Below are 18,297 nucleotides of genomic sequence, written 5' to 3' on the forward strand. Positions count from 1 at the left end.
GAAAAATATCTCTTATTTTATCTTTCTGATCGCTACATGTGGCGCGATCGCTGTAACCTGTCATGCAAAGTCCTCAGTTGTCACAGGGAATCATCCGTTTAGTCGTGTCGAAATCGCTTATTCTCATAACGAGTGCTCATATATGTACTCCCCTGTCGATTTTTGCGATGAGAGACATGTTTCGGAAATTAAAGATGCAATTGGCAAGCGGACGGCAAATTTTAATGGCCACTACATCCTATTAAGGATAAAAGAGTGGAGTCCTTCGGAATACTACGGTGATAGTGTTGTGGCAATTGATACGGAAAGCGGAATTGCCTATCCGATGCCATTCGATTACTACACTGGGGAAGTCAATATGAAAGATTCGAAGATCTTGAAAACTCCAAAGCTGACTTTCTTCGCGGGAAGTAGCAAGATATGCATTGATGGATCTATTCTGGTTTATCGGGCGACCACGAACGGCCATTTTTGTTTCGATTTCGATGGGCATAGATTTTCCGGATTTCACACTGCGTATATGAATTAATAGCGCTAGACAATCTCACAGTCAACTATCCAATCCAGATTGGGAATCTTAATGGATGGTCGAACAGAGTAGCGATTGCTTGCACGTGAAAATGTGAAAATAATGAAAGGTTTTCCGGTTTTGATAGCGCTGGGAGGGGTGCTCGCTCTATCCTCCGCGTCATGGGATACGCAAAAGTCAGTTTCCTGCGACAAAACCCCACCACATCGATCCCGGACAAGTTTGGCAGTGTGCCGATTTGCGCCCCAGCGAACATGGAGAAACTACATAGGAGCGCATTTTGTGTTACTGGAAAAGCGACCAGATGCGAATGTGGAGACCGTGAGCGCTACCGACAGAACTCATTTTGCGGGACACATCTCAGATCGAACGCGATAGCGCGTCGAAAGGTTGATTCAGTTATTCCAAACGTGGCACGACCGACAGCCGAGACTTCCAGTGTAGTCGCCAACTCGTGCGACACGAGCCGGATTGTCATCGCGAGCACGCAACAGTGTCGTACTCACTCGAACCGATGATGCGCCGTGAATCGAACCGGGAATAAGCACCGCATCTCGGTGGTCTTGCAGGTAAGACTGACATCGGATGGGTGATCAAATGAACCTGATCGACGAGGCGGCGTTTGCCCCGCACGTGACATACGACATCAACGGGACGTTCGCATGACGTTGCGGATGCAAGCCGCTCTGCGGCGATTGCAACTCGGCTCCGGCGTGGTGTTGCTGGTCTATCTCTTTCTCCATCTGCTCAATCACGCGCTCGGAATCTGGTCGCTCGAACTCGCGGGACGCGGTCTGGTTCTGGCGCTGCGGCTCTGGCGCAGCGCGCCTGGAACGATCGCGTTATACGGAGCGGCTGCGCTGCATTTCGTGCTGGCGATGCGAACGATTTATGCGCGCCGTCACTGGGCATTGCCTCTGGCGGAGTGGGTGCGTCTATGGGCAGGCCTCAGCCTGCCGCTGCTTTTGATCCGTCATGCGGTGACGACCCGGCTCGCATCCACGCTCTATGGCTTCGAACCGGACTACGAGCGTATCGTGATCCAGTTGCTGACGACCGGTACGCAGGGTTTGCAGCTTGCGCTGCTCGCGCCCGGATGGATACACGGGTGCCTTGGATTATGGTTTCGCTTGCGTCACATGCGATGGGCGCTTCGCATGAAGCCCGTGCTGTTGACATGGGTCATCGTGCTGCCATTGCTGTCCGCCGCAGGCTTTGTCCGGATGATGCGAGCGGTCGAAGCGAAGCGGGCAATCCTTCCAACTCCCGATCCAAAGCTGATTGCGCATCAGCTTGCATTGAACACATGGCGTCACGATCTCGTGGCCTTGTATCTGTTGCTGATCGGCGGCGCGTTCGTCGCAGGTCAATTGCGCAATGGGATCGAACGTCGAAGATTGCGTGGTAGTTCTATTTAGAAAAGACCGGGAATATCCAACGAGAAAACTCCGTCTACCGGATGTGCATCGCGTAACACTCACGATCTGACGAGACGGTCCGAAGTGAATGCAGATGCGCGAATACATTCAGGTCAAAAGGAGCACATCATGAAATCGGAATCGTTGAGTCAATACGCCGTTTGCTCGCTACTGAGCTGCGTTTTCGCCGGTGTGATGTTGATGGCGGGCTGCACAAGCGCGGATGCGCAAACTGTATCGGAGCCCGAGCCTCATCAACTCACGCGCGCGGAGGTCATGCACGAACTCGAGGAGCTGGAAGCGGCGGGATACAACCCGTCGATGGGCGATGATGGTTCGTATCCCGCCGATATTCAGGCCGCGGAAGCGAAGGTGGCCGCGATGCATCGAGCGGATAGAGCCGCGGCGATGAACGCGGGACAGAGCGGTCAGACGGTGCGCACGCATTGAGGGCAAAGACTGGAACGTTGATCCACCCCCGCTGGCGTACCGTAACATTAAAAATTGCAATGACCATATTACATTCATTGCATTGCCAGCATGAGGTAGGAATCGTATCTTCGTCTCCAAATCACGGAGACATCTATGAAGATCGCATTCCTGGGAGCCGGCGCGTTGGGTTGCGCGATCGGCTCCGCGCTGACTGAAGGCGGCCATCAGACGTGGCTGGTCGACCGCTTCGCGGCGCACGTCGAGGCCATGCGCCGCGACGGCCTGCTAGTCGACGATGCCAACGGCTCACGCCGCGTAAAAGTCCGCGCGACGATGAACCCCGCCGAAGTCGGGCCGGTGGACCTCGTCATCGTGCTGGTCAAGTCCTTCCACACCGATTCGGCAATGCGCGGCGCGCTCGATCTCGTCGGACCCGACACGCTCGTGTTGTCGCTGCAAAACGGCCTCGGCCATGAAGACGTGCTCGGCGAAATCGTCGGCCGGGAGCGCGTGCTGGCGGGCAAGACCTATGTGGGCGGCGTGCTGAAGGCGCCCGGGCACATCCAGTCGGGCGTGAACGGAAAGCTGACCATCGTCGGCGAGCTCGATGGTCGGGTCACCGACCGGGTCCGCGCCATCGCCGACGCATTCAACAGTGCGGGGCTGACGACCACGATCAGCGACAACATCCTCGGCACCATGTGGGACAAGTTGCTGATCAACGTCGCGACGGGCGCGATCACCGGCATCACCGGTCTGACGTATGGGCAACTGTACGAAGAGCCCGTTCTGAAAGCCACCGCGTTGGCGGCGATCGAAGAAGCGATGGCAGCCGCGAAGGCCGCCGGCATCCGTCTTTCGATGACGAAAGCGGAACAAGCCTGGACGCTCGCGGCCGAAGGACTCTCGCCGGCGTTCAAAACCTCGATGCTGCAGAGCCTCGAAAAAGGCTCGGTCACGGAAATCGACTTCATCAACGGAGCGGTCGTGCGCTGGGGCGAGCGCCTCGGCGTGCCGACGCCGGTCAATTCGACGCTGGTCGCGTGCATCAAGGGCATCGAGCGCGCGATGACGGACCGTCAGCGAGAAGGAGCGACGGCATGAGCGGCGCGAAAGCCTATCTGGAGCACGTCGCCATCTGGGTGACGGACATCCACTGGCATATCCGCTTCTTCGAAGAGGTCTTCGGCATGACCATGCGCGAGGTGGATGGCACGCGCGACGAGCCGCGTCAGTACTGGACACTCGGCGGACTGCAGTTCATCAGTGATCCGCGCTACGAAGGTCCCGAGGGCCGGCTCGCGCATCTCGGCGTGATGTGCGAGGACCTCGAGGCTTCGCTCGCGGCGGCGCAAGCGTTCGGCGTCAGTGAAATGCCGCAAGGGCGCAACTGGCTGCGCCTGCCGGATGGACTCGCGGTCGAACTGATTCAGGCCAAACCCGCCACGTGCGTTGCGCAGGCGCTGGCGATCAATCCACGCGCGGAGGCGTAAAGCATGAGCACGATCATCGAAAAGTACTGGGACGACGCGAACGAAGGCGACGAGTGCGTGAGCCCGACCTATACCGTCACCAAAGAACGCATTCTCGCTTACGCCGATCTGACCGGCGATCACACTCCCGTGCATGTCGACGAGGAATATGCGAACGCGAGCCACTTTGGTTCGATCGTCGCGCACGGGCTGTTCGGCCTGTCGATCGCCGATGGCCTGAAGACGCAGAGCGACTATCGCTTCCTGCCGGGCATGTCGCTCGGCTGGACGTGGGACTTCCTGCTGCCGATCAAGGTCAACGACGTGCTTCACGTCAAGTTCCGCGTCGGCAACATGCGCGCGAGCAACAGCCGTCCGGACTGGGGCATCGTCGTGCTGCCGTCCGAACTGATCAATCAGGACGGCCAGGTCGTCCAGCGCGGCGAACATCGCCTGATGGTGCCGCGCCGTCCGGGAGCGAACTGATGCAAGCCCGTCCCCTCGAAGGTATTCGCGTCGTCGACTACAGCCACTTTCTTGCCGGTCCGTACGTGGGCCGCTGCCTCGCGGCGCTCGGCGCCGAAGTGATCAAGGTGGAGCGTCCCGGCAGCGGCGATGCCGGCCGGCAGCACGCGACCATCCTCGACGACCAGCAAAGCGCCTACTTCCTGCAATTGAACATGGGCAAGCGCGGCGTCAGCGTCGACATGAAAGACCCGCGCGGCAAGGAGTTCATGCGGCGTCTGTGCGATTCGGCCGATGTGTTCATCGAAAACTATCGGCCGGGTGCGCTCGACAAGCTGGGCCTCGGCTATGCCGCGTTGTCCGAACGCAATCCGGGTCTCGTGTACTGCTCGATTTCGGCGTACGGTCACACCGGCCCCGACGCGCATCGCGCCGGCTTCGGCCTGATCGCCGAGGCGAAGAGCGGCATCATGCAGATGGTCGGCAATCCCGGCGAACCGCCGCCGCTGATGCGCATTTCGCTCGGCGATATGTACACGGGCATTCACGCGGTCGCCGCGATCAACGCCGCCTTGCTCGGCCGCGTGAAGAGCGGCCGCGGCCAGCATATCGACATGGCGTTGTACGACACGCTGGTGTCGATGCACGAATACGCGGTGCAGTGCTACACGATGCAAGGCGTGCTGCCCGAGCAGACGGGGCACGACATGCCGACGTCGACGCTGTACGGCGTGTTCCGCGCGGCCGACGGCGATCTCGTGATCGCCGCGCAGGTCGACGATGCGTGGAAGCGGTTTGCTTCGCTCGTCGAACAGCACGGCGGTCCGGCCGGCTTCGGCACCGATGCGAGGTTCCACAGCCTGAACGGACGCAACTCGCATCGCAACGAAATCCTCGCGGTCGTGAAGCCGTGGGTTGCGGCGCGGCCGGTCGCCGGCGTGCTGGCGCTGCTCGATGGCGTCGACGTGCCTTGCGCAAAAGTGCAGCGCATCGATGAAGTGGTCAACGATCCGCAGATCGTCGCGCGTGGCATGGTAATCGAGCAGGACCATCCGCGCTTCGGAAAGCTGCGCCTGCCTAACCTGCCGTTCCGCTTCTCTGACTGCGACACGTCGATCCGCGAAGTCGGCCCGGATCTCGGTCAGCACAACGCGGAAGTCGCGCAGTCGTTGGGCTTCAGCGCCGCGGAAATCGACGCGATGCAGACCCAGGGCGTGCTGTTTTCGAAGAGGAGTGGGTGATGAGCGACCAATACGCGGTGATCGGCAATCCGATCGGCCACACGAAATCTCCTCTGATTCACGGTCTGTTTGCGCAGGCGACCGCGCAGGACATCAGCTACTCGGCGATCCAGGGTCCGATCGAGCCCGCCGATGCTTTCGCCGAGACCGTCAAGACGTTCATCGCCGCGGGCGGCAGAGGCATGAACGTCACCGCGCCGTTCAAGATGCAGGCGTTCGCGATTGCCGACGAGCGCAGCGAACGGGCCACGCTCGCCGGCGCCGTGAACGCGCTGAAGTTCGAAAACGGCCGGATCGTTGCCGAGAACTTCGACGGCGTCGGTCTCGTGCGCGATATCGAAGTGAACCTCGCTCAGCCGATGGCGGGCAAGCGCGTGCTCGTGCTGGGTGCGGGCGGAGCGGTGCGTGGCGCGTTGCTGCCGTTCATCGCGGCGCGTCCGGCGCAACTGGTCGTTGTGAATCGGGATGTGCGCAAGGCCGAGGCGTTGGTCGCGCAAGTCGCGAGCAGCCGCCCATTGATCGCATGCGGCTACCGGGAGCTCGACGGGATGGGGCAGTTCGACCTCGTCGTGAACGCGACATCGGCGAGCCTGACCGGTCAGTTGCCTGCGGTTCCACCGGACGCGTTCAGCCCAGCAGGAACCGCGTACGAACTCGCGTATGGAAAGGGGCTCACGCCGTTCCTGCGGCTCGCGCGAAATGCGGGCGTGCAGGGCATCGCCGACGGCGTCGGCATGCTCGTCGAACAGGCAGCCGAAGCGTTCGAGTGGTGGCGCGGCGTTCGACCGCAGACGCAAGCGATCATCGACCGGCTGACCGTTCCGCTCATTTGAGCATGCGGTGGGGCGAGGAGGCCCAGGTTACGGACGCCGTTCATGGGCATAGCGCAATGGATACAATGGTGATATTGCAAAAGACAATACCGCCATGAGTACCATTGAGCTTCCGGACCTCAAGCTGCTTCAGCTTTTCGATCTGCTTTACGACGTGCGAAGTGTCACGCGCGCCGCTGAGCAACTCGGGCAAAGTCAGCCGACGGTCAGCATCTGGTTGGGTCGCTTGCGCGAGCATTTGCAGGATCCGTTATTCGTTCGCACGCCGGGCGGTATGACGCCCACTCCGCAGGCTGACGCGTTGATCGGACCGTGCAGGGAAATTCTGGAGTCGCTGCGCCGGTTCGCTGCGTGGGAGATATCGTTCGATCCCGCCACGGCCAAACGGCGGTTTCGAATCTGCATGACGGACGCGAGCCACATTACGCTGCTGCCGCGAATGTTGGCGCATTTGCGGGCGCAGGCGCCAGGCGTTCGGCTCGAAGCGGCAAGGATCGACGGCAATACGGAGCGGGCGCTCGAATCCGGCGAGGCGGATCTTGCGATCGGGCACGTGCCCTGGCTGGGGGGCGGTATGTACCAGCAACAGCTTTATATGCAGGACTGGGTATGCCTTGCCAACCGCAATCATCCTCGGGTGCGTGCGCGGTTGAGTCTGAAGCAATACCGCAGCGAGGGGCATGTCGTCATTGCGGCTGGCACGGGCGGGCAACTGCTCGAACAGGCGTTATTGCGCGAGAACATCGAACGCGACGTCGTGCTCGAATTGCCCGGCTTCCTCGGACTAGGATCGATCATCAAGTCGACCGATCTGATTGCTACCTTGCCCCGACACATTGGCGAGACGCTGGCGCGGGCGAATGACGTCGTGGTCCATTCGTGTCCTTTCCCGGTGGACAGGTTCGCGGTGCGCCAGCACTGGCACGCGAAATACCATCACGAAGCCGGCAACCGCTGGCTGCGCTCGGTCGTCGCGGATCTGTTTCTCAATGGGAGCAGAAGCTAGTTGCCCCGGCTGCTGCTGACGAGGGCACAGAGTATTCGCACTGAACCAGATTCTCCGCCTTCATCGGTGACGTCAGTAAGAACCCTTGCACGAAGTCGCAGCCTGCGTCGCGCAGCGCATGCCACTGTTGATTCGTTTCGACGCCTTCGGCCGTCACTTTGATGCCGAGTTCGTGCGACATCTGGATGATGCCCCGGACGATCGACGCGGCCGCCGAGTCGCGGCCCAGCCTGGCTGTGAACGAGCGGTCGATCTTGACGATGTCCGGCGAAAAATCGGCCAGATAGCGCAGGCTCGAGTATCCGGTTCCGAAGTCGTCGATGGCGATGCGCACGCCCAGGCGCTTGAGCGCCAGCAACGTTGCCTGCGCGAGTGAGGGGTCTTCCATCAACGCGCTTTCGGTCAGTTCGATCTGCAGGCAGCGCGGCGGCACCCGGTGTTTTCGCAGCGCCTGGTCGACTATCGCGACGAGCGAGTCATCCCGCAACTGACGCGCGGACACGTTCACCGACATCGACAGCTCTTTTTTGCCGGCGGCCTGCCAGACGGCCAGTTGAGCAAGGGCTGCGTCCATGACCCATGCGCCGACTTCGACGATGAACCCGCTTTCCTCCAGGATCGGGATGAAGCTGCCAGGACCCACCAGACCTCGCGCTGGATGGTTCCATCGAACCAGTGCTTCGACGCCTTTCACCGCCAGAGAGGCTGGCTCATGAATACCCTGGAAATGCAGCATGAATTGGTTCGACGCCAGCGCCGTGGGCAGATGGCACTCCAGCTCGAAATCTCCGAGCACATCGCTGGACGCTTCGTCGGCGAACCGGAAGCCGTTGCGGCCACCTTTTTTCGCCGCATACATCGCGATGTCCGCGCTCGTCAGCAACGCCTCGTGATCGCGGCCGTGCTCCGGATAGATGGATATGCCGATCGACGCCGTGACGAATGGCGCGGCGCGGTCTTTCCGAACGTCGCTTGAAAACAGGTTCAGAAGAGACTGCGCCAGGCTTGCCAACGTGACCTTGTCGCTCTCGCCCCTGACGATCACCGCGAACTCGTCTCCGCCGAGGCGCGCGACGCACGCATCCGCCGGAAGCGCGCCCTGGATGACCTTGGCGATGTCCTGCAGCAGACGGTCAGCGGCCGTATGGCCCAGCGTATCGTTGAGGACCTTGAAGCGGTCGAGATCGACGAACATCAGACCGAAGGCGACGTTCTGCCTGCAAAGCTTCTTCATGTGGCGGATCAGCGCGCCGCGGTTAGCCAAACCCGTGAGCCCATCGGTGTAGGCCAGATGGTCGAGCGCCGCGAGGCGCTCCTGTTCCAGCGTGATGTCCTCGCTGACGCCGACGATGCGCACCACGTTAGCGGAGCCGTCGCACACTGGGTAGGCCGTGCTTCTGATCCAGCGCAGGCAACCGTCCGGGCGGCGGATTCGGTATTCGAAGCGACCTTCCGACACTTCGGACGCGATACGGTCCATCTCGGCGAGCAAAGGCTCCAGATCCTCCGGCACCACGAGGTCGAGCCACGCCGAAGGCCGGTCGCTGAGCTCTTGAGGCGTAATGCCGAATACGCTTTCGACACCCGCGCTGACATGGTGACAGTGTTCGAAATGCGAGCTATACGAATAGAACACGAGCCGGACGTGCAACTCCATCTCATGCATCAGCTCATCGCGTTCGCGCAGTGTCTTCAACAGTTCCGATTGCTGGGTGACGTCCTCTGACGCACATAGCAGCGCGGTCACCGCGCCGTCGTCGTCTGTTACTGGCGTGAGCGTGGAGTTCCACCATTTGGTGCGCCCCCGCGTCGTCGCACAGCTTCCGGTGAACGATGTGCTGTTGCCGGCGATGGCACCCGCCAAAGCCTGCTCGGCCGCCGCGCGGTCCTCGCCGGTCCAGAAAGCGAGCCAGTCCGCGCCGGACAGTTGTTCCGCTGACTCCGCGTCCATCAACATCGCGCCATGCTCCGATACCCGCAGCATTTTTCCGTCGGTAGCGAGCACCTTCAGGCAGTCGCGATTCGCGTGCAGAAGCCCGCTCGCCAGTGCGGTGGCGGCGCTTTGCCGCGCGTAATCCAGGCCGAGTTTGCGACGAACGATCGCGAGGCCGGCGACCCCTGACATCATCGACAACGCAACACGCAGGGTAGTCGCCGCTTCACCGGCAGCTTGATGCACAAGAGCGCCGACGCCAACACCGGCAACGACGGCGATGCCGAGACTCGTCAGCGGGATGGTCCTGCGTTGACCATACCGCGACAGGAAATAGGAAAGAAACTGCTGGTTGCGGCCTGACCAGCCATTCACGTGTGCGTCGCTATCGACCCGGGACTCAATCGGGTTGGGTTTTGTAGGGCACGAGGCCGCTTCGAATCTCACGCTGTTCTCCGACTACCGGGTTGAGCGACGGCTCGAACGCTGCGAGCCGCCTCACTTTTACGATTACGGTAGATCTTCGCGAATCTTTAATGCGGGAAAACCAGCGGGAAGCCGCGGATCGCATCGGATCGAGGCGAGTTGCGCACCTGTCAGTCTTCGCGAGGCTGGGCCCGCGCGAATTGACGAATGTGCTCCGCAAGAGCGGGTATGCCCGAGTCGCGAGCGACATAGTGCGCGACCTGCCGGGTGGCCAGATCGATGGTCACCTGATCGTCGGGGGTTTTCGTGTTGGGTCCGTCGACCGCGGGATGGTATTCGATGCGCAACTGCCTCGCGTTGACGACGAGCCGCAAATAGCCGAAGTTGCGGTCGTCGTAGCTCTCAAGGACGACCGCATCGGTGTCTTTCGACGCGGCCTGGATCAGCTGCGGCGCGCGAAGGGGCGGCTGTCCGTTGGTGGTGAGCTGCTGCACCGCGTGACCGCCGTTGCCACAAACGATGTAAGGGATGTGGCTGCCATCGGAACGGGTTCGCGTAAAGCGCTGATAGTTGTGCGCGTGTCCCGCGAGGTCCGCATGCGGCCAGATACCGACCTCATCGCAAACCGTGTCGATCTGCTGTTGCATTTCCACGCTCCAGCCGTGACGCCCGCGCGCCACATACGGCGGATGGTGATGCGCGAACAGCAGCGCGCCTCGATAGTTCTCTTTCTTCACCCGCAATAACGCCGCTTTCAGGAACTTCAGCTGACTGTTGCCGATGTCACGGTCCGCGATCACACCGGGGTCCTCGAGCGTATTGCTGTACAACGCGATGATGCGCACGAACGGTGCCTCGAACGTGAAGAAAACGCCTGGCTGAATTTGCGCGGTCCGTGAAAGGTGGCCCGCGTCGGGAGAGACCTGGAAGCAGTCGGAGCAGAAGTTCCTCAGAAACGCCTGCAGGCTTTTCTCATGCTTCAACGGCGAAACCATTCCGTCGTGGTTGCCGGCAGCGGCGAGAATCGGCGCATGGTAGTTGCGGTACGGTTCATAGAACTGATCGTAGTAGTACTGCGCCTCGCCAAAGCTGTAGACGATGTCGCCCAGCAGAAAGTTGAATTGCGGCACCTCGGCGGGATCAGCTTCGTCGAAGTCGCTGACCATCTTGTCCGCGACTTCGTTCTGGGTGGCCGGACCCTTCGTACTGCCGCAATCGCCGGTGGCGTGAAAGACGATCTGTCCACTCTGGCTAATCGTATCGATGAGCTGCTGGTTGTTGTTCACCACCTCCGCAAACGTCAGCCGGGGCTCGGTGCCGCCGCGCGGCGGCGGAAACGGCAGCGCCTTCAGCTTGTGCTCGCGGTTCAGTTCGTCGATGACCTTGTAGGCCGCGGTATCGGATGCGTGCCGGACCACGAAGGTTTGCGGGTCCGGCGTGGGCTGCGGCTGCGAGAAAACCGGCGCGGCGAGAATCCTGCCACTGCGGTTGCCGCGTGAGGGTGACGATTCGTCTGAACGCTTCTTCGGCATGTGCAATCCTCCTTGGTCGTGGAACGGCAGCGGCCACGCGGTTGTCGGCAAACCGTCAGCATGTGACGGCACTGTCGATGGCCAGATGCACCGTTCAGACGAACGTATAACCAGGAAGTTCAGATGCGGTTGCCGTTGCGCAACCCGTACGGCGCGAATCGCTGAGCATGGTTTTGCCGTACGAAAGCCGGGTTCGAGGTGAACACGCGTCTGGTTACGACGGCACGAACACGCCAACCGCCGCCAGCGCCATCGCGAGCGTCGCGAGCCATCCTCCCCACGCCAGCACGCCCTTGACGGCGAACTGTCCCATCACCCGCCGACTTCGCGCCATCAGCATCATGACGACCATGATCGGCACCGCGGTAACGCCATTGATCACCGCGCTCCAGTACAGCGCGCGGATCGGGTCGAAATGCATGAAGGTGATAGCCACACCGCCGACGATGGCCAGTGCGATCACCGCATAGAATTCGCGCGCGAGCGTCAGATGCAACGCCAGACTGCTGCGCCAGCGAAAGCTGCCCGCGGCGGCGTAGGCGGCCGAGCCGGCGAGAACCGGCAGTGCGAGCAGGCCGGTGCCGATGATGCCGAGCGCAAACAGGACGTAAGCAAAACGCCCGGCAAACGGCTCGAGCGCTCGCGCGGCATCGGCCGAGGTTTTTACTTCGATGTGGTGCAGATGCAGCGTAGCCGCCGCAGTCAACATGATGAAAAATGCAACGAAGTTCGACACCCCCATGCCGACCCACGTATCGAAGCGGATTCTTCGCAACTGCGCCGGCGCCTGGTGCGGCGCGCGGCGCAGCGGCGCCTGTTGCGGTGCCGAGCGCATTTCTTCGACTTCCTGCGACGCCTGCCAGAAGAATAGATACGGACTGATCGTCGTACCCAGCACCGCGACGATCATGGTCAGATAGTCCGACGTCAGCGAGATGCGCGGCAACACAATCGCGCGCGCGACTTCGCCCCAAGGGATCGGCACGATGAGAGCGACCGCGACGTACGCAAGAAGCGATAGGGCGGTCCACTTCAGTATCCGCGCATAGCTCTCGTATGGGACAAAAATCTGCAGGATGACCGAGAACGCCCCGAGGCCGACGACGTAAAGGTGCTGCGGACCTGGCAGCAGTAGCCCGGCCGCGGCGCCCATCGCCGACAGGTCAGCGGCGATATTGATCACGTTTGCCACGACGAGCAGGGCGACCGCGCCGTACAGCAGCCACGCCGGATAATGCGCCCGGATGTTCGACGCGAGGCCCTTGCCGGTGACCCGGCCAATCTGCGCGCTCACCAGCTGGATCGCGGTCATCAACGGATACGTGATCAGGATCACCCACAGAAGATTGAACCCGAACTGCGCGCCTGCCTGCGAATAAGTGCCGATGCCGGATGGATCGTCGTCGGCCGCGCCCGTGATCAGGCCGGGGCCCAGGCGTCTGATCCAGGATCGCTCGACGGGATCGCGGACGGCGGATTCCGGCTCGATCAATTTATCGTCGTTCATATATATGTCACCTCGCCGCCACATTTAGCAAATTGCGGGCCCGGCGTGTTCGGGGCGGCGTTGCGCGGCTTCGGCGAGCAGAAGCGAAGCGCGGCTTCGGTGCAAATACGCGGAAATACGGGGGAGGAACGATCCTTGGGCCGTGCCGACGGACACCGTCATCCATGATGCGCTGGAGCCTTCGTCTGCAACTGGATCAAGTCGATTGCATAAAGCAATTCTTCGAGCACGATGGGCTTGGCAACGATGGCATCGACCTTGCCAGCGAAACTGGCCGCGTCTTCGGGCCGCGCCAGCGCGATGATGCGCGGTTTATCGATGCATGTATCGAAGCTCTCCACGAACCACAACGCTGTCGTAATCGAATTGACGGGAACGTCGAGAATGATCAATTGGCGCGACGGCTCGAGCCATATTTCATGCCAATGGTCGAAACCGAGCGCTTTGGAGCGCCCATATCCCTTGACATTGAGCAGAACCCGCAGAGAATCCCGGACCGCCTTGTCGTGCCCAACGATGACGACCGCGCCGATGCATTGTGATGGTCTCTTCACTGCGTGGGCCGTCGCGGCCCGCAGTTGCCACTGGCAGCGCTGCCATTGCACCCGGGACAATTCGTAGTCGCGCTGCGCTTTCGACAGCGCATCCAGCGATGCTGCCGGGTTACTTCTCAACTGTTGCAGATCGCGAGTCGCCTGGTCCAGTGCGGTGCAGGCGACGCAGAAGGCGAGCTTGTCTTCTGCCGTCGGTCCCGGATTCGAAGATGACACGCCGCGTTTCTCCCGAGCCGGTATGCACGTTTTGTGCCGTAGACCTTGCTCATTCCCGCAGCATAGGGCGGCAGGGCGCAAAATGCCAGGCGCGGCTCAGTCCATTCGCGGCTTGAACGCATACTGCTCGATCTCGCCGCCGCGTGCGACCACCGCCGTGCTCTCGGGAATTTCCTCCCAGATGCCCGGCAAGTCCGAGAGCGGCTCGGACAGCACGAGGAACGCATTCTCGCCGGCCGTCCTGATGCGCTCGTCGTCGGGATACAACTCGCGCAGATGGCGGAACGACGTGCTGTGAAACAGCGAGCGCGACTGGCCTTCGCTCGAATAACGGACCGCGATGATCTGCTCGCCGTCGGTCGCGCACACGGTCATGTTCAGCGGTTCATCGACGCCATGCCGGCGGCCGGTGGCTTCGACGAAGCCGACCATCCGCTCGAGCGCGGTGACGGGCGTGAGCTCCAGCCCGAAAGTCAGCGCCAGAAAAAACAGCACCTCGGAATCCGTCGAGCCCTCGATGGACGGGAACAGATCGGGGTCGATCTGCACCATCAGATCGCGGCGCACCTTCGGGTAGTTGCGCACCAGCCCGTTGTGCGCGAACAGCCAGCGGCCGTGGCGGAACGGATGACAGTTGGTTTCCTGCGACGGCGTGTCGGTCGCCGCGCGTATATGAGCAACGAATAGCGGCGAATGGATCGCCCGGGCGGCCTCGCGTAGATTGCGGTCGCTCCATGCGGGCTGAATGCAGCGGTAGCGAAACGGAATGTCGGTGGGATGGCCATACCAGCCGATCCCGAAGCCGTCGCCATTGGTGGTGGTGGCGCCGAGCCGCGAATGCATGCTCTGATCGATCAGCGAATGCCGGGCGTTGAACAGCACGGTTTCGAGCTGAAGCGGATTGCCGGTATAAGCGAGCCAGCGGCACATGATTGGTCTCCTGTCGGTTGCGCATGACAAACCTACACCACCGCACGAGCGGGGTTTGTAGGACCAAAGTCCGATTGAGGGAGGCTTGATGCATGTCACCATAGACAAAGACGTTGCCTTGCGACCTCGCGCCGACCTAATCCGATAGAGGCAGGACGCACATGAGCCATTTCCTGGACAGGTTACGTTATTTTACGGCCCCCCGTCCGCAGTTTTCGGATGGTCACGGTGCTGTCACAGATGAAGACCCGCAATGGGAGGATGCCTACCGCAAACGCTGGCAGCACGACAAGATAGTTCGTTCAACTCATGGAGTGAACTGCACGGGGTCGTGCTCATGGAAGATCTATGTGAAGGGCGGCATCGTCACGTGGGAAACGCAGCAGACGGACTATCCGCGCACCCGGCCCGACATGCCCAATCACGAGCCACGCGGATGCTCGCGCGGCGCATCCTATTCGTGGTACCTGTATAGCGCGAACCGCCTGAAATATCCGCTGGTGCGCAGCGCGCTGATCAAGCTGTGGCGCGAGCGCCGCGCTTCGCTGGAACCGGTGCAGGCGTGGCAGCCGATCGTCGAGGACGAAACGGCGCGGCGCGGCCTTGGCGGATTCCTGCTGCCGATTATCTTCGGCATCCTGCTGGATTTTTTCAGAGTGCGTTCCATCTGCTTCATGTTCGTGTACGGGATCGTCTGGGTCTCGCTGATCCTGATCTATCTGTCGGAAGTGCGGCGTACACCGGTCGCGGGTTCCGTGGCCTAGCCGTGTTCGCCAACGCGCAGCACTGAGATTCGCGCAGGCTGCAGGCTCTGCCAGCCAGCCTGCTTTTTTGCTGATGGAGGTGCCCGATGAAACGCCGTGAACTGTTGGTTGCGCTGGCCGCAGGCGCGCTCGCCGAGGGTTCTACCAGCCTGGCGCAGGGCGCCCAGGCGAAATTCACCGATCAGATCGAGTTGCCCAAGCCCAACCTCACAGGCACGGTGTCCCTCGAGGAAGCCATCGCGAAGCGCAGGTCCGTGCGCCGATTCGCGTCGAAGCCGCTGCCCGTCGAAGTCATCGGCCAATTGATGTGGGCGGGGCAGGGCATCACCAGCTCGGACGGTAAGCGCGCGGCTCCGGCGGCCGGCGCTTTGTATGCGCTCGAACTTTACGTGGTGACCGCCACGGAGGTGATGCACTATCTGCCGGAAGGCCATCGGGCCGAGAAGCGCGCCAGCCACGACCTGCGCCCCGAACTGCGAGCGCTTGCGGTCAACCAGGCGTCGGTCGAGGCGGCCCCGGCCTTGCTCGTGGTGGCCGCCGACCCCAGCAGGCTCACCGCGAGATATGGCGGGAGAGCCAATCTGTATGCCGATCTCGAGGTCGGGCATTCGACCCAGAACATGCTGCTGCAGATCGTCACGCTGGGGCTAGTCGCCGTGCCCGTGGGCGCCGTCGACGGGGCTCCGGCGGCGCGCAAGCTCGGGCTGCCTCACGGCCAGACCGTCCTCTATCTGATCCCGGTAGGCTATCCGGCCTGAGTCGTTCGGAGAGGCACGATCAGTTCGATCAAACCTTCGCGAGTTTTACGGTCTCCAGCGTCGGGCGGTGATCGGCCAACGCCTGGGGCTGCACTCGCTTTGTTGCACGACCGGCAGTAGCGTATCGACGCAGTCCAGCGCGTCCGTCAATCGCCCGAGCACGATCAGCGAGCGCGCCGCATCGATACGACCGTGAAACATCGCGTCGCGCGGTCCAGCCCGTTCCACCATGTCGATGAGCTGCCCCATCTCGGCCTTGACGCGCGCGCGGTCGATAGGCCAGTGGCGGTCGATCCAGTTCCGAAGTGCGCGAACCAGCACCACGCAATCGTCGTACTCACACTGCAAGCTATCCATTGCCACCCTCAGCCGTATCCCGGGTCGGCCTGATCGAGCCGTTCATTGGGGGAACAAACTCTCCGCATCTCGCCCGCATCTATTTGTCAAGCAAACGGCGCGCCACGTGTCGCCGGTGCTGTGCATCGTGGCTAGAGCGGGGCTCGGCCATGTTCTCGCAATTCGGGCTCGAAGAATATCCATCGAGCGGTTGGAAAGCGCTCCTTCAATTCGTGCTCGATGCGGTCGATCGTGCGCACCATCTCGTTTGCATTGTCGAGCGGTTCGAGTTCGGCCTGAATCGCAATCACCAGATCCTCCGACCACTTCAAGGCGATCAGACTGACGATGCGACGGACTTCGCGGCGCTCGCTGAGCCACGCGCGCATCTCCTGGCGTATGCGCTGGTGCGCCGATTCACCCACGAGAAGCGATTGGATCTCGCGCATCGAGAACAGCGCCGTGGCCATCAGCACGATGCCGACGCCGACACTGCCGAGCGCATCGTAAAGCGGATTGCCGGTAAGAACCGTAATGCCGATCGCGATGAGGGAGACAAGCACGCCCGTTACCGCGGCGGCATCCTCGCTGACCGAGAGCATCACGGACGGCCTGCCGCTTTCCCTGAACCAGTTCAGTAGCCCGCCGGCGCGATGCCGGGGCTCGATCGTGCGAATGGAGGCTCTGAGAGCGACTGCCTCGATCACGCCTGACACGCACAACACGCCGATCGCGAGCCAGGGCTGTTCGAGCCGTGAGTGATGGATTGCTCGAAAGCCGCCGATCACCATCGACACAACGCCGCCGAAGATGAAAAGCTGCATCGCGACCAGCATTGCGTAGACATAGGTCGCGCGTCCGAAGCCGAGTGGATGTTGCTCGTCGGGCTCGGCTCGCGCGGCGCGGTGACCGACGAGCAGCGCAATCTGGTTAAGACAGTCGGCGCTTGAGTGTACGGCTTCGGCGAGTGCGGACCCCGAGTTGGTGTAGAACGCGACGGCGAACTTGCACACGGCGACGGCGATATTCGATGCGAGGGCGTAGTAGACCGCCCGTGGCGCAGATATGTGCCGCCCGGACCTGGCCCTCATGACCCTATCTCCTTGTTCAAATCGAACACGGGCGATTCCCGAGCTTGGAGAGTGAACAGCAAAAAGCAGACCTCGAGACGCGAGACGCCTGTCGACTACACGAGAGTCCAACCGATCTGGCGTCCGTTGCAGCGTGCGAGCTGGAACATTCTCATCGGCCCTCTGTCACCTCTGTCGAGGAACCAGACGAATGGAGACGCAACATGACTTCCCACGCGACGACTGCCGGCGATCAACCGAACCGGCCGACACTGAATGCCGACGAATCAGCAACACGGCAGGCAAGCGACGCGGTCGCGCGCTTGGTCGAGGAACTCCAGGCCGGCTGGGACCAGCATGACGCGGACCTGTCGAACCGCCACTTTGCCGCGGACATCATCTGGGGCAGCCCGTTCGGTGCATCTGTTCGTGGCTACGCGGAACTGCATCCGATCCATGCGCGATTGAAGCGATCGGGAAAGGGTGGCAATGCTTCCCGCTTCGAGATCGTCGGTGTGCTTGCGCCGGCTCCGGACGTGGCGGTCGCGCAAGTTCGGCGCGTAGCGCTCGGCCCGGACGGACAGGTGGCGGAACCGTCCCATGACCTCGCGGCGTCGTTCTCCGAGATGGCCCTTTACGTACTGGTGCGCCGGGACGGAGTGTGGTGGGTCGCGGCAGGGCAGAACACGCCCATTCGGCCCGCTCCATAGCGTGACGACGGGCCGCTTGCGGGCTTCATATCGGCCTTCCGGTGGCTTTTTCGTCTACATTCCCCCTTTCCTGGATGCAGGTTTTGTCCTGCTAAATAGAGGGTCTGTCCGTTGAGCATGTGACAAATTGGCCCTACAGTGCGTCTACTAAAAAACAGTCTGACC

General features: G+C 61.6%; 18 protein-coding genes and 1 pseudogene. 12 read left to right on the top strand and 7 right to left on the bottom strand.

The genetic code is table 11. The annotated features are described in order from the left end of the window. The first annotated feature begins 142 nt into the window (after positions 1-142). From AB3X86_RS10570 to AB3X86_RS10610, 9 genes are all read left to right on the top strand, one after another. Entirely contained in the window at positions 143-529 is a 387-nt protein-coding gene (locus tag AB3X86_RS10570; RefSeq protein WP_368595918.1) for a hypothetical protein, read from the top strand. A 662-nt stretch (positions 530-1,191) separates the two neighbouring features. After that, complete coding sequence (locus AB3X86_RS10575) at positions 1,192-1,947, top strand: hypothetical protein (RefSeq protein WP_368595919.1); 756 nt, start codon at positions 1,192-1,194, stop codon at positions 1,945-1,947. A 129-nt stretch (positions 1,948-2,076) separates the two neighbouring features. Further along, complete coding sequence (locus tag AB3X86_RS10580) at positions 2,077-2,397, top strand: DUF4148 domain-containing protein (RefSeq protein WP_176365903.1); 321 nt, start codon at positions 2,077-2,079, stop codon at positions 2,395-2,397. A 135-nt stretch (positions 2,398-2,532) separates the two neighbouring features. Beyond that, complete coding sequence (locus AB3X86_RS10585; protein ID WP_368595920.1) at positions 2,533-3,483, top strand: ketopantoate reductase family protein; 951 nt, start codon at positions 2,533-2,535, stop codon at positions 3,481-3,483. Beyond that, complete coding sequence (locus AB3X86_RS10590) at positions 3,480-3,872, top strand: VOC family protein (RefSeq protein ID WP_368595921.1); 393 nt, start codon at positions 3,480-3,482, stop codon at positions 3,870-3,872. The genes AB3X86_RS10585 and AB3X86_RS10590 overlap by 4 nt, the downstream gene beginning before the upstream one ends. Before the next feature lie 3 nt (positions 3,873-3,875). Next, a complete protein-coding gene (locus AB3X86_RS10595; protein WP_176120311.1) occupies positions 3,876-4,337 on the top strand; it encodes a MaoC family dehydratase in 462 nt (153 codons plus the stop codon). Beyond that, a complete protein-coding gene (locus AB3X86_RS10600; protein ID WP_368595922.1) occupies positions 4,337-5,557 on the top strand; it encodes a CaiB/BaiF CoA transferase family protein in 1,221 nt (406 codons plus the stop codon). Before AB3X86_RS10595 ends, AB3X86_RS10600 begins: the two co-directional genes overlap by 1 nt. Next, complete coding sequence (gene aroE, locus AB3X86_RS10605; RefSeq protein WP_368595923.1) at positions 5,557-6,390, top strand: shikimate dehydrogenase; 834 nt, start codon at positions 5,557-5,559, stop codon at positions 6,388-6,390. The genes AB3X86_RS10600 and aroE overlap by 1 nt, the downstream gene beginning before the upstream one ends. A 94-nt stretch (positions 6,391-6,484) precedes the next feature. After that, entirely contained in the window at positions 6,485-7,396 is a 912-nt protein-coding gene (locus tag AB3X86_RS10610) for a LysR family transcriptional regulator (RefSeq protein WP_368595924.1), read from the top strand. Here AB3X86_RS10610 and AB3X86_RS10615 read toward each other — a convergent pair. From AB3X86_RS10615 to AB3X86_RS10635, 5 genes are all read right to left on the bottom strand, one after another. Continuing rightward, positions 7,377-9,704 carry an EAL domain-containing protein gene (locus AB3X86_RS10615; protein ID WP_368595925.1) on the bottom strand — a complete coding sequence of 776 codons (2,328 nt, stop codon included), beginning with the start codon at positions 9,702-9,704 and terminating at the stop codon, positions 7,377-7,379. The two genes, AB3X86_RS10610 and AB3X86_RS10615, sit on opposite strands and share 20 nt — an antisense overlap. 221 nt (positions 9,705-9,925) lie before the next feature. Continuing rightward, positions 9,926-11,287: a metallophosphoesterase gene (locus AB3X86_RS10620; RefSeq protein ID WP_368595926.1), complete on the bottom strand. Its 1,362-nt coding sequence runs from the start codon at positions 11,285-11,287 to the stop codon at positions 9,926-9,928. 214 nt (positions 11,288-11,501) lie between these two features. Further along, positions 11,502-12,794, bottom strand: coding sequence for an NRAMP family divalent metal transporter (locus AB3X86_RS10625; RefSeq protein WP_368595927.1), 1,293 nt, complete (start codon positions 12,792-12,794; stop codon positions 11,502-11,504). A 158-nt stretch (positions 12,795-12,952) separates the two neighbouring features. Beyond that, entirely contained in the window at positions 12,953-13,564 is a 612-nt protein-coding gene (locus tag AB3X86_RS10630; protein ID WP_368595928.1) for a response regulator receiver protein, read from the bottom strand. Between the two features lie 96 nt (positions 13,565-13,660). After that, positions 13,661-14,494, bottom strand: a complete 834-nt coding sequence (locus AB3X86_RS10635) for a class II glutamine amidotransferase (protein WP_176120320.1) — start codon at positions 14,492-14,494, stop codon at positions 13,661-13,663. 161 nt (positions 14,495-14,655) lie between these two features. Between AB3X86_RS10635 and narZ the strand changes: the two are divergent. After that, positions 14,656-15,111, top strand: a pseudogene (gene narZ / locus AB3X86_RS10640) (nitrate reductase subunit alpha); the annotation flags it as partial. 233 nt (positions 15,112-15,344) lie between these two features. Continuing rightward, a complete protein-coding gene (locus AB3X86_RS10645; protein WP_368595929.1) occupies positions 15,345-16,016 on the top strand; it encodes a SagB/ThcOx family dehydrogenase in 672 nt (223 codons plus the stop codon). Positions 16,017-16,061: 45 nt separating this feature from the next. Here AB3X86_RS10645 and AB3X86_RS10650 read toward each other — a convergent pair whose 3' ends face one another. Next, on the bottom strand, positions 16,062-16,373 hold the full coding sequence (locus AB3X86_RS10650; RefSeq protein ID WP_368595930.1) for a hypothetical protein: 312 nt from the start codon (positions 16,371-16,373) through the stop codon (positions 16,062-16,064). A gap of 131 nt (positions 16,374-16,504) precedes the next feature. Beyond that, entirely contained in the window at positions 16,505-17,443 is a 939-nt protein-coding gene (locus tag AB3X86_RS10655; RefSeq protein WP_368595931.1) for a cation diffusion facilitator family transporter, read from the bottom strand. A 203-nt stretch (positions 17,444-17,646) separates the two neighbouring features. On the opposite strand from AB3X86_RS10655, the gene AB3X86_RS10660 reads away from it, so the two are divergent. Next, positions 17,647-18,132, top strand: a complete 486-nt coding sequence (locus AB3X86_RS10660; RefSeq protein WP_368595932.1) for an SgcJ/EcaC family oxidoreductase — start codon at positions 17,647-17,649, stop codon at positions 18,130-18,132. The last annotated feature ends 165 nt before the right edge of the window (positions 18,133-18,297 follow it).

This window comes from Paraburkholderia sp. BR14374 (assembly GCF_040948685.1).
Classification (GTDB): Bacteria; Pseudomonadota; Gammaproteobacteria; order Burkholderiales; family Burkholderiaceae; genus Paraburkholderia; species Paraburkholderia youngii.